8 protein-coding genes are annotated in these 12,068 nt (G+C 44.7%); 4 read left to right on the forward strand and 4 right to left on the reverse strand.

What is annotated here, in order from left to right; translation table 11 throughout:
- Positions 1 to 16: 16 nt before the first annotated feature.
- The 4 genes from ACRD7A_RS08760 to ACRD7A_RS08775 all read left to right on the forward strand — a co-directional run bounded on the left by ACRD7A_RS08760 (position 17) and on the right by ACRD7A_RS08775 (position 4,276).
- Positions 17 to 946: a Ppx/GppA phosphatase family protein gene (locus tag ACRD7A_RS08760; protein ID WP_430810660.1), complete on the forward strand. Its 930-nt coding sequence runs from the start codon at positions 17 to 19 to the stop codon at positions 944 to 946.
- Positions 947 to 956: 10 nt separating this feature from the next.
- Complete coding sequence (locus ACRD7A_RS08765; RefSeq protein ID WP_430810659.1) at positions 957 to 2,120, forward strand: sigma-54-dependent transcriptional regulator; 1,164 nt, start codon at positions 957 to 959, stop codon at positions 2,118 to 2,120.
- 5 nt (positions 2,121 to 2,125) lie between these two features.
- Complete coding sequence (locus tag ACRD7A_RS08770; RefSeq protein WP_430810658.1) at positions 2,126 to 3,568, forward strand: lyase family protein; 1,443 nt, start codon at positions 2,126 to 2,128, stop codon at positions 3,566 to 3,568.
- A 162-nt stretch (positions 3,569 to 3,730) separates the two neighbouring features.
- Entirely contained in the window at positions 3,731 to 4,276 is a 546-nt protein-coding gene (locus ACRD7A_RS08775; RefSeq protein WP_430810657.1) for a hypothetical protein, read from the forward strand.
- Positions 4,277 to 4,417: 141 nt separating this feature from the next.
- Here the strand turns inward: ACRD7A_RS08775 and ACRD7A_RS08780 are convergent, their stop codons facing one another.
- From ACRD7A_RS08780 to ACRD7A_RS08795, 4 genes are all read right to left on the reverse strand, one after another.
- Positions 4,418 to 6,895 (reverse strand): AMP-binding protein, encoded by a 2,478-nt coding sequence (locus tag ACRD7A_RS08780; RefSeq protein ID WP_430810656.1) that lies wholly within the window; start codon positions 6,893 to 6,895, stop codon positions 4,418 to 4,420.
- 72 nt (positions 6,896 to 6,967) lie between these two features.
- Positions 6,968 to 8,191 carry a [FeFe] hydrogenase H-cluster maturation GTPase HydF gene (hydF, locus tag ACRD7A_RS08785; protein WP_430810655.1) on the reverse strand — a complete coding sequence of 408 codons (1,224 nt, stop codon included), beginning with the start codon at positions 8,189 to 8,191 and terminating at the stop codon, positions 6,968 to 6,970.
- Between the two features lie 192 nt (positions 8,192 to 8,383).
- Positions 8,384 to 8,731 (reverse strand): hypothetical protein, encoded by a 348-nt coding sequence (locus ACRD7A_RS08790; RefSeq protein WP_430810654.1) that lies wholly within the window; start codon positions 8,729 to 8,731, stop codon positions 8,384 to 8,386.
- A gap of 136 nt (positions 8,732 to 8,867) precedes the next feature.
- Positions 8,868 to 12,062, reverse strand: a complete 3,195-nt coding sequence (locus ACRD7A_RS08795) for a two-component regulator propeller domain-containing protein (protein WP_430810653.1) — start codon at positions 12,060 to 12,062, stop codon at positions 8,868 to 8,870.
- Positions 12,063 to 12,068: the final 6 nt, after the last annotated feature.

Genomic DNA, 12,068 nt, shown 5'->3' on the forward strand with positions numbered 1-12,068 from the left:
GATAGAAAATCATAATATGAGAATTGCAATAATTGACTTAGGCACCAACACCTTTAACCTGTTGATTGCCGAACAAACGGAGAATAGCTACACCATCTTACTTGAGAATAAATACCCGGCCAAGTTGGGAAAAGGCGGCATCAACGATAAAAAGATTGTTCCCGAGGCAATGGAAAGGGGCCTTCTTGCGCTGAAGACCCACTTAAACACCATTGCACAATACAAGGTGGATAAAGTGGTGTGCATGGCCACCGCCGCCATACGCAGTGCCTCCAACGGACAGGACTTTGTTGAGCGGGTAAAACAGGAACTTGGTCTGGACATACAGGTGATAGACGGACAAAAGGAAGCCGAACTGATTTTTGACGGCATCAAGCAGGTGGTGCCCATTGGCGAGGAGCGCGTTCTGATACTCGATATAGGCGGTGGATCCAACGAGTTTATTATTGCCAACAAAGACGGCGTAATGTGGAAGCACAGCTTTGATCTGGGCGTGGCACGTCTGCTCGATCGCTTTCAGCCATCCAACCCTATTAAACAGGAGGAGATTGACGCTGTTGAGCAATACATAAAATCAGAACTCACCCTGCTATACGAAGCACTGAGCAAATTTCCCTGCTCCACCCTTATTGGATCCTCTGGCTCCTTCGATACCCTGGCGGCAATGTTGGCCGGAGTACACCATCCGCATCTCGACATGGAAAAGGTAATGACCTACCGAATACTTATTGACAGCGCACAAGCACTGCATGAACAGTTTCTGCGCTCCACCACGGAGGAACGGCTTAACATGAAACGCCTGGACTCGCACCGTGTTGATATGATTGTATTAGCGAGTATTTTTATTAACTTCATCGTTAATGAATTTAATATTAAAGAAATCTGGCAATGTGCCTTTGCCCTCAAAGAAGGCACCATCTACCAAATTGTGAATAAGCAGCTATAAGCAAAATAAGATGGCAAAAATTTTAGTGATTGACGATCAGCGAAGCATTCGTAACACCCTGAAAGACATACTTGAATACGAAAGTCACACCGTTGAGTTGGCCGAAGATGGCGAACAGGGGCTCGAACGCTTTAAAGCCGATAAGTACGATGTTATTCTATGCGATATCAAAATGCCCAATATGGATGGCATGGAGGTGTTGGATCACCTGCATAAGGAAAACTCAGATACACCGGTTATTATGATATCGGGGCACGGCAATATCGATACTGCAGTGGAAGCCATCAAAAAAGGAGCCTACGATTTTATTGAGAAACCCCTGGACCTGAATCGCATGCTGGTAACGATTCGCAATGCCATAGAGAAAAAAGATTTGGTTACAGAAACCAAAGTGCTCAAGCGCAAAGTGAGTAAAACGTATGATATGATTGGCGAGTCGGAGCCCATCCTACGTGTTAAGACCATGATCGATAAAGTGGCACCCACCGATGCACGCGTGCTGATTACGGGTGAGAATGGAACAGGTAAGGAGCTTGTTGCCCGATGGCTGCATGAGAAAAGTAACCGTGCCGGTAAACCCTTTATCGAAGTAAACTGTGCCGCCATTCCCTCCGAACTGATCGAGAGTGAACTATTCGGTCACGAAAAAGGTGCCTTTACCTCGGCTCACAAGCAGCGTAAAGGCAAGTTTGAACAAGCCAACGGGGGCACTATTTTTCTGGATGAGATTGGCGACATGAGTTTGCCTGCACAAGCCAAAGTATTGCGTGCCTTACAGGAGAATATTGTAAGCCGCGTGGGCAGTGACAAGGACATTAAGGTGGACGTACGCGTATTGGCCGCCACCAATAAAAACCTCAAGGAGGAGATTGCCAAAGGCACTTTCCGCGAAGATTTATACCACCGCATCAGTGTCATATTAATTCATGTGCCGGCGCTCAACGATCGGAAAGATGATATTCCACTGCTGACCGATCACTTTAAAACCATTATCTGTGATGAACTGGGCATGGTACCCAAAAACTTCACCGATGATGCCATTGAAGAACTACAAACGATCAACTGGACCGGTAACATACGAGAATTCAGAAATGTGATTGAACGCCTGATTATATTGGGTCAGGAAACCATTACCAAAGCGGATGTACTGGCCTACGCCCGCCCCATGAACTAGACACCATGAGAACAGAGAACGATTTTTTAGGCTCCCTGCAACTGCCCGATAATGCCCTGTACGGCATACACTCGTTACGTGCTGTTGATAACTTCCCTGATCAAACACGCTTCTCGTTCGCATGGTACAAAGCATTGGGTACGGTCAAACTTGCCTGCTACCGAAGCTACCGTAAGTTTAAAAATGCTGCCTTGCAGAAATATAAAGCTGAGCGGCTACCGCTCTCCTTTATCAGTGATGAGCAGCTGAATGCCTTGGAGAAGAGTGCCACTAAATTAAGTGGCGGCAATGCCTTTGAGCATTTTATTGTACCCGCTATACAAGGGGGCGCAGGCACCTCCATTAACATGAATATTAATGAGATCATAAGCAACCTGGCGCTCGCTGAAATGGGAAAAGCACCGGGTCAATACGACCTGATTGATCCCTTTGAGCAGGCCAATGTATTTCAATCAACCAACGATGTAATACCCACAGCACTTACCGTGGCTGCTATGCAGCTGCTCAGTCAGTTAGAGGCCTCCATTAACGAACTGCGCCAGTCGGTTGAACAGCAGGAACAAAAACACCGCAATGTGCTACGGCAAGGCTATACACAGATGCAAGCTGCCGTTCCCACCACCTACGACCGCCTTTTCAGTACTTATAACAATGCCTTGTCGCGCGATTGGTGGCGCGTATCCAAATGCCACGAACGCATTAAAGAGGTGAATCTGGGAGGCGGCGCTATAGGCACCGGCATAAGTATACCGCGCTACTTTATTATGCAGGTGGTGAGTGAACTACAACACCTTACCGGACTGCCCCTAACGCGCAGTGAAAACCTGGCCGATGCCACCCTTAACCTCGATCGTTTTGTGGAAGTACATGCCACCCTTAAGGCCCACGCCGTGAATCTGGAAAAAATGGTGAACGACCTGCGCATACTGGGTTCCGACCTGATGGCAAATCGTGAAGTACAACTCCCCAAGTGTCAGGTAGGCAGCTCTATAATGCCGGCCAAGGTCAATCCGGTGATACCCGAGTTTGTAATTAGCGCCGTTCATAAGATCTACGCTAACGACCAACAGATAAGCAATCTATGTGGGCAAGGATGCCTCGATCTAAACGCATATATACCGTCCATTGGCCATGCTCTGCTCGACACGCTGAATCTATTGATTGCCTGCAACCAAACACTCCTTAAAAACTTGTTTGCAGACTTGCAAATCAATCCCAATTCCGAAGAGTTCCATCCAGCATATTCGCAGCCGGCTATTAGTACGGCATTGATACCCTATATTGGCTACCATGCAGCGGTGCGCCTGGCACAACTCATGCAAACGGAGAAAATCAATATTTTTGCGGCCAATGAGCGTCTTCAACTAATAAGCAACGATAAGTTAAAGAGTATCCTGCGACCCGAAGCCCTGGTTCAACAGGGCTACAGCCTCAATGATCTTAAATAACTATCTGAACCTCAAAAATATGCACTTCCATGCTTTAGTTTCAAACATCTTTCCTATATTTAGCGTCATAATCGCACTTAACAAACCCTTTAATAAGCATTTACAACCGTGAGCCAAAATGCAACAGAGGATAAAAAACTATCTTTTGATAAGCCCAAAAAGATGAAACTACCCTTTCAGTTCACCTACGAATTAGTGGGCGTTGGCCAGGTAGCAGGCGCAATCAAAGCCGACAATCAAAACGTGATTTTCACCCTGAGCAATAACAGCAACCCCCTCCACGATTTGCTAAAAGGAATGATTAACCTGGTATTCGAGCCTTCCCATATTTGGGGTGAAGACAATACAAGCTGGGTGGATTGGTATGAAGAAACAGGTGGCCTCAAATGGGTTTTATCAACAGAAGACGGACAGGTGGTACGTGTGAAAATAATTCGTTATGACGACTTTTTCGACGAAGCATCGGGCAAGGTAGTGCTTGATACAGCCATGAGCCTGCTGGACTTTTATTATGGCATTACACAAAGTCTGGATGTATTTATTAAGCAGCTGGGACTACTTAACTACGAGCAAAAATGGCAAAAGGATGAATTTCCCATCACCTATTTTCTGCTGCTGAAAAAGCACTTGATTGAAAAAGGCCACTGGATACCCACCAAAGGACGATTGGGCACCCTCAGTGATGAAATTGATATTCTACTGACCTAACTATTATTCAGGAAGACAACAACCCGAATATAAATAATACTCCTCAACACAAAACTACAGTGTATTGAGTGGTTTCAAAAAAAATAAGCCAGCACCGCTGCGCATGTGCTGACTCATTGTAGCTTGCTATTAGCAATCGTTCTAAACGTTTGTATTCATCACTTTCTGATTGCTGGAGATACTTTTATAAACCAGCTCGGCCAACATTTCATATGACTCACCACTTGGATAAACCGGCTTAAGAAATTCAACACTTACCTTTTTGAAAGGGCGTGGAAACTTAGATCCGCGTGGTAAAGCATTAACGGCGCCTTTGATGGAAACCGGCACGATGGGCACATTCAGCTCGCGGCTCAAAATAGCAAAAGTCTTTTTAAACTCACCCAATGAACCATCAAATGAGCGCGTACCCTCAGGAAATATAATCAATTTCTTTTTCTTTTTCAGCGCTTCACCCATCTTCTGTATCGACTCTTTCAAATCCTTATTCAGATCCATGATGATAATATGATGACGGTTGGCAAAGAACTTCATGAAACGCGATTTAACATGCTTCTCTTTCGCGTAGAAGTAGGTATTGCGAATACTATTCCTCTTCAGCCACGAAGCCACAAACAAGCCATCGAAGTAACTCTGGTGGTTGGGTGCAATAATGCAGGGACCATCGGGTATGTTGGCAGCACCCTTACCGCGAAACCTGAAATAGACGTGAAAGAAGTACTTCGACATTTTTAGGAAGAGCGCTCCGGTAAGCCAGGTACGTGGCAGCTGTAACGTAACTTTCTCCTTCAATATCTTGGACCAGTTGATTTTCTCAACAGCCATTTTAGTGCGTTTCTCAGCAATAAACTCACTCAGCGCCAGCACCGATGGAAAGGCGATCAACTCCTCCACTTCCATCTTAATGCCAAAAGTAGATTCGATAAACACCAGCAGGCCTACTTTGTCGAGCGAGTCAAGTGCCAGGTCATACTCAACATGATGGTTGGGTCGCACGTTACAGTTTTTCTCATTGGCTATAAAATCAGCCACCAGCTTATATTCTTCAAGCTTCACCTCCTGCACAGGCAATGTTTCCTCCTCACGGGCAGCTGCAAAATCTTTTAGTTTAAACCGTTGCAGCTTACCCAGGCGCGTACGCGGTAATTCAGCATCGGTAAGCGAGAAGTCCATAATCTTTTTGTAAGGTGCCACCGACTGATTATACTCATTTATTACCTCCCACCGCAGCTTCTCTTCCATGCGGACTTTATCCATGCCTGCAAACTCAGCTTTATTGGGTACCACAATGGCTTTTAACTGATCACCATCGGCATATACTCCTATTTCCGCCACACAAGCCGCACGATTCTCTATTTTAGCTTCTACTTCCGATGGGTTAATATTCTTACCGTTAGACAGTACAATTATTTCTTTTCTTCGCCCGGTGATATACAGATAACCATCCTCATCCAGACGCCCTAAGTCACCGGTATATAACCAACCCTCCTTCAGCACCTCGGCCGTCTCTTCGGGTCGGTTAAAATAGCCTTGCATCACATTGGGGCCTTTCACCACAATCTCGCCGTCGCGTATCTCTATCTCGGCCACGGGCAACACTTCGCCGGGACTACCTATACGAACGCGTCCGGGTCGGGTAAAGGTAATCATGGGAGCTGCTTCGGTCATACCAAAACCTTCCAGCACTTCAAAGCCCAAGGTTTTAAAGTCTTGCCCCACCTCAGGATCCAAAGCGGCACCACCACATACCATGTATTTTACGGCACCGCCAAATTTCTGATGCGCCGACTTAAACAGTGTCCGCGAGAAGCTTTGCGAATTAATACCTTTGGCCATTTTAAACAGCATTCGAGCCACAGGGCTTCGATCTATTTTTGCACGAATACCCTTCCGAATGGCGGCATACAAACGCGGCACCCCAATGATGATACTCACCTTATTTGCCTGCAAGGTTTTAATAATATCCTCCGACGCCATAGACGGAGACACAGCAATGGTACCTCCCACGAGCAAAGGAGCAATCATAGTACCCATCAATGGAAAAATATGGTGCATCGGCAACAACATCATCACCACATCGTCCTCCGTATAAATATTAATCTTCTTCGATACCGCTTCCACATTGGCCATCAGATTTTCAAAGGACAGCATAACTCCCTTGGGACTTCCTGTCGTGCCCGAAGTATATATGATTACAGCTGTTTTGTCCTTATGGGTATCTATCGGCTTCAACTCCTGGCTATCACATAAAGGCAGCTGATCACACTCTTCAATAACAAATACTTTTGTGTGAATACCCGCCTTGGCAATGGCCGCTTCCAGCAGTAACTTCTTATCCTTCGAGGTAAAAATGGCCTCGGGGAAACAGTCTTTCAGAATGTAAGCCACCTCATCTTCCGATGACATAAAGTCAATAGGTACAATGGTGGCATTGTTGTGCCAGCCGGCATAAAATGAATATATCCAACCCACCTGGTTCTCAGAGAAAATAGCCAGACGGTTTATGCTTAACTCTTCAAGTAATTTTGAATAACTTGCAATATGCTGTTTTAATGTATTATAGCTAATCTTAACATCGCCACAGGAAATGGCGGTTTTTTCTCCAGCATTAAAAATCATATCTTCTACTTTGCGTTGTTTCAATTGACAAACCTAATTATTTTTTTTTATTCAAACGCCTTTGTACAACTGCTATAAATAATCGGCAGCATCCTGCACGGATGGCCGTACAAAAGGTTCTATGGCACGCCGGTAGATTCCCTGCACATAGGCAATGGCCATACCATAGTTGGTGATGGGCACCTGGCTGGCCACTGCGGGTCCCAGGCGGTTAATTAATTGCTTTCGCGTAATCATGCATGCCCCACACTGAATGAGCAGAGCATAATCACTAATGGGGCGCTCCACTTTATCTAGTCCGGCTACCACATCATAGTTCAGTTGCTTGCCTGTATACGCACTTAACCAACGAGGTATTTTAACACGTCCAATATCATCGCAGGCAACATGGTGCGAACAAGACTCCAACAGCAGCACACGATCTCCATCTTTTAGGGTATCGATACGGGGTGTGCCTTTTAGATAATTCTCAAAATCGCCCTTAAACCTGGCTAGTAAAATACTAAAACTGGTAAGTGGGATATCCTTGGGCACCGAAGCATCAGCTTTAAGGAATATCTGACTATCGGTGATGGCCAATGCCGGTCGTATATTCGATTTCTTTAGGAAGGCATCTACTTCTCTCTCTTTCAATACGATGCACACAGCGTCGTTATCAAGTATATCGCGAATGGCTTGTACCTGTGGCAAAATAAGTCGCCCCTCGGGAGCTTCAATATCAATAGGGGTTATCAATAATACAATATCTCCATACTGTATTAAATCGCCCACAAGAGAAGCACTTGTATAAGCTGATTCGGGCATTGCATCGCGGATGGCCTGTACCAAATTTTCGGTATCGCCATTTTGCTCGTTGTAAGGCAACACACGATAACAGCCTGCGTTTAAATACTGTTTACTTTGCTCCGGATCGAGCAGTTGAAGATCAGTTTTATTATGCACTATAATAAATGGAGTATCGGTTTCGCGAAAGGCTTCCACCAGGTCTTTTTCAGGCGATTCCCACTGATTATCAACCACCACAAGAACGGCTAAATCTACCGTTTTAATGGCTCTGCGGGTGCTGGCAATGCGTTTGGCACCGAGCTCTCCCTCATCATCAATACCGGCTGTATCGACCAATACAACGGGGCCAAAACCCGTTATCTCAAACGACTTTTTCACCGGGTCGGTAGTGGTACCAGCTTGCTCCGATACGATGGCAATGTCCTGACCAGAAAGTTTATTAATGATGGTACTCTTTCCATTATTACGCCTCCCAAAGAGGCCAATGTGTGGTGTGCGTTCTCTACCCATCCCTGATTACTTAATCCAATACAAATTTAGGCAAATAATATTAATTCAACACTTCACCAACACACTTGTTCAATGGCACTTAGGTAAAATAGACTTTAGGAAAAGCTTAAAAAACGCAACAAAACAGCAGGTCATACTTATTATTACAAGGAATTACTGATGCCGAGAAATGAGGCAGTCTGTTTTTAAGATTTAAACAGCAAATCCCGTTATAGTTTGCTGCATATAAATGCGATAGGTTAAGGTATCAATTTGCTTAAAGGGCAGCACTGCCATCTGATCGCGCTGCAGCTGCCATTCAAAAGGGCGAAGCACATCATCTACCGCCTTGGCATAATTAGGGTAACGGAGTTTAAGTTGCCGACAAATTGCACGCACAATTTCAATCTTAATAAAATTTTCTTCCTGAGGTGATGTCAGTTCAGCCAGCCGATTATTGACAACTTTTAATACACTCGCCTTGTACTCTATCCCTGCATCAATATCACTCCATACACTGCATACTTTCTCTATTAAGCCACTGATTACAATATGCTTCATTTAGGTTTGGTTATTGGGTTTCTCTATAAGTTAATACCCACAACCACAAAACGTAACACATTTTTTTTGAATCTTAACTCAATTAATGCATTATATTACTCATCATCAACAACTTAATGTAGTTACCATAATGTACCTACAGTTGGATTCCCATAAACAATACATCATCGATTTGCTCCAAATGTCCCTGCCAGTTTTCAAAGTTTGATTTCACACGCTGATATTGTTTATCGCCTGACAAATCATGAATCTCATTGATCATATTTTGTACGCCCACTTTCATAAACTTTTTGCCGAGCGGACCACCAAACTGGTCGGTATAACCATCGGAAAACATATAGACCTTATCGCCTTTATGGCAGTTATACTCCACATTTACATAAGGACTCAGCAACTCCTCATAATGATCACCAATGCTTCGGCGGCTTCCTTTATACAAGGTCATCTCGTTATCGATAAGCAGATAAACCGGACGCTTGGCCGATGCCAGGCGCACCCGGCGTGTGGGCAGGTGCACTTCCAGTACCGAAATATCCATACCATCAGTACTTTCATTTCCTTCAGTTTTTTGCAGCAACTTTTTCACCTCTTCATCCAGCCGCTCCAGCATGGCTGCCGGCGAGTCCACCTCGGGAAGACGAAAGATGTCATTAAGGATAGTGGTACCAATCATGGACATGAAAGCACCCGGCACACCATGACCTGTACAATCGGCACAGCAAGCCACAAAATAATCCTTGGAGCGGTTAAACCAATAAAAGTCACCACTCACAATATCACGCGGCTTAAAATAAACAAAGGATTCGGGAAATAAGCTCATCAGGTCCTCCATAGCCGGTAATATGGAAGACTGAATTTTTTTTGCATAGTTGATACTATCAGTAATCTCTTGGTTTTTAAGTACTATTTCAGCATTTTTCTCACGCAAAGCCACTGTTTTAGAAGCCACTTCACGTTCTAATATTCGCTGAGCGCGCCGTTGCGACCGCTCCCGAAATCTGATCAGCCCCCAGATACCCATACTAATGATGACCAGTACAAGGGCATAAAACCAGTAATGATTCCAATAGGGCTTGGCTACCGACACATGAATGGTTTTCTGCAGACTGGTCTCCACACCATCGGCATTAAAAGCACGTATACGTATTTTATAGTTGCCCGCTCCCAGGTAATCAATTTCCTTACGATTAACATTCCCGAGCTGACTCCATTTCTTAACTTCATTATCGGCTCCTTCTTCTTCTATCTTCACCTCATAATGAACACCATTGGGGTTTTTAAAACTGATGGCACGAAAAGTCAGTTGAAGATTATAATGACCCACACCATATGGATATTCAAGATTGAGATGGGAGCTCAAGGGCTGCACCACATCATCCAGCTTTATTTCAGTAATATTGAGGATAGGCGCCACCGTATTGCGCCGGTCATTCACCGGCAGATAATTAACCACACCATCATTAGAGGCAAACCAGAGCCCTCCTTTGTCATCTCCGGTAACCTGCACGAACTCACTTCCCAAATCATCGCTATAGCCAAAAGTTCGGATTACGCCGGGTTGATCAAGACTAATGCGCGAGAGACCGCCATCGTGACACACCCACAAGCGATTTTTGATATCCTTTTGAATGCCGTAACAGAAATCCTTCTTTAGCCCATCCCCGGTGGTATAATGATAATGGATGGCTTCGCGTGAATAACACATAACACCCTCACCTTTAGTACTGATCCACAGCTTTCCTTCATCATCCTGTGTCATCCCCGTTACATCAACGGCTTTGTTATTGATCACCGGGTGACGCTCAATGCGGTCAAGCTGAATATTGATATTACAAAGCCCCCCATCCTTAGGTCCTACCCATATATTATCGCGCTGATCAACAAACACAAAATTGATATTATTGTGCGATAAGCCATCTTTAATCTGATAATTTTTAATAGCATTGGTTTTCAGGTCGAGGACAAACAATCCCCTTTGTGTTGCCAGCAACAGGGTATGCTGATAGGCCGCCAGTCCGTTGATACGCAGCGCAAGCTGATCATTGAAGTACTCCTTCTTTTTAAATCGCGTATGGCCAGGATCTTTAAAATACAGTCCACTGTTAGCCGTAGCCACCCACAAGCGATCATCCTCTCCTTTGTACAAGGCAATCACCTCATCATTGGGTATCCCACCATAGCGAGCATCATAGTACTTTACATCGAAGCACAACGGATCGGTATGAATCAAACCCCTATCAAGACCGATCCACAGATCTTGTTCGTCGCTCAGCACAGCACGGGCTTTGTACTGAAAACCAATTTCATTGAGGTTGTAATACACAAAATACTGATTAACAAGCAATGACACCCCACCTCCGTTGGTTCCAAACCAATAGTTGCCTTCCCGGTCGCACAATATATCCAGCACATTGTTGTTACTAAGGCCATTGTTGTTGGAATATTTAAATGAGTCGTTAAACTCACCACTCAATGGATCGTAGATAAGACGTATAACACCACTGCCAATAGTGGCAATCAGGAGGTGCCCTTCTACCTCCTCGTAAATATCGGTTACTTCTTCATTTTCCACATTAAATTTACGACACAGCTTATTGTCAGTAACATGCCGTACATCCTTATTGCCAGCACCTTCGTGATAACTGTAAAAACCTTTCTCGCGTGTTCCAATCCAATAGTTATCGGCTTGTATGCTCTTTTCTATGGTAGTTATCCACACATTAGGAATTCCACTTATCTTTTCAATGTCCACACTTTGAAAATCCTGGGAAAAGGAGAACAAAAAGACTCCCTGCCGCGCAGTGCCCACCAGCAATCTGTGTGTTGATAACAACTGAAGAGCCGTATAATTCTTACGCCCAAACATTTTACGATCGAAAAAGGTAGTGACTACTCCGTCCTTATCGATGCGGAAGAGTCCACGCTTTTGATCGATGCCCCATACATTGCCCGCTTCATCGTTGGTAAGATCAGCGATAAGTTGTGTGGCACCCTCAATGGCTAGCTTGTGAAAAGTACCGCCTTCCAGATAGCTCAATAAGCCATTTTTATGACCTATCCACAAACGCCCCTGGGGGTCGAAGTGCAGACAGTTGATGTAATTATGCGCCAGTGAATCATTGGTGGTATACACTTTATAGTCAATGCCATCATAACGAATAAGCCCTTCGTCAGTGGCCATCCACACATAGTCATTTTTATCTTGCTCCAGTGCTATAATATCATTATCTGCCAGCCCATTGGATGTATTATATACCTTAAAATCAAAGGACTGTGCAAAACCTGACAGGGACAATAGCAATAAGCCCAAAAGGCCACTTATGAACTTCATACTGTA

The organism is Carboxylicivirga longa (assembly GCF_050589825.1).
Classification (GTDB): Bacteria; Bacteroidota; Bacteroidia; order Bacteroidales; family Marinilabiliaceae; genus Carboxylicivirga; species Carboxylicivirga longa.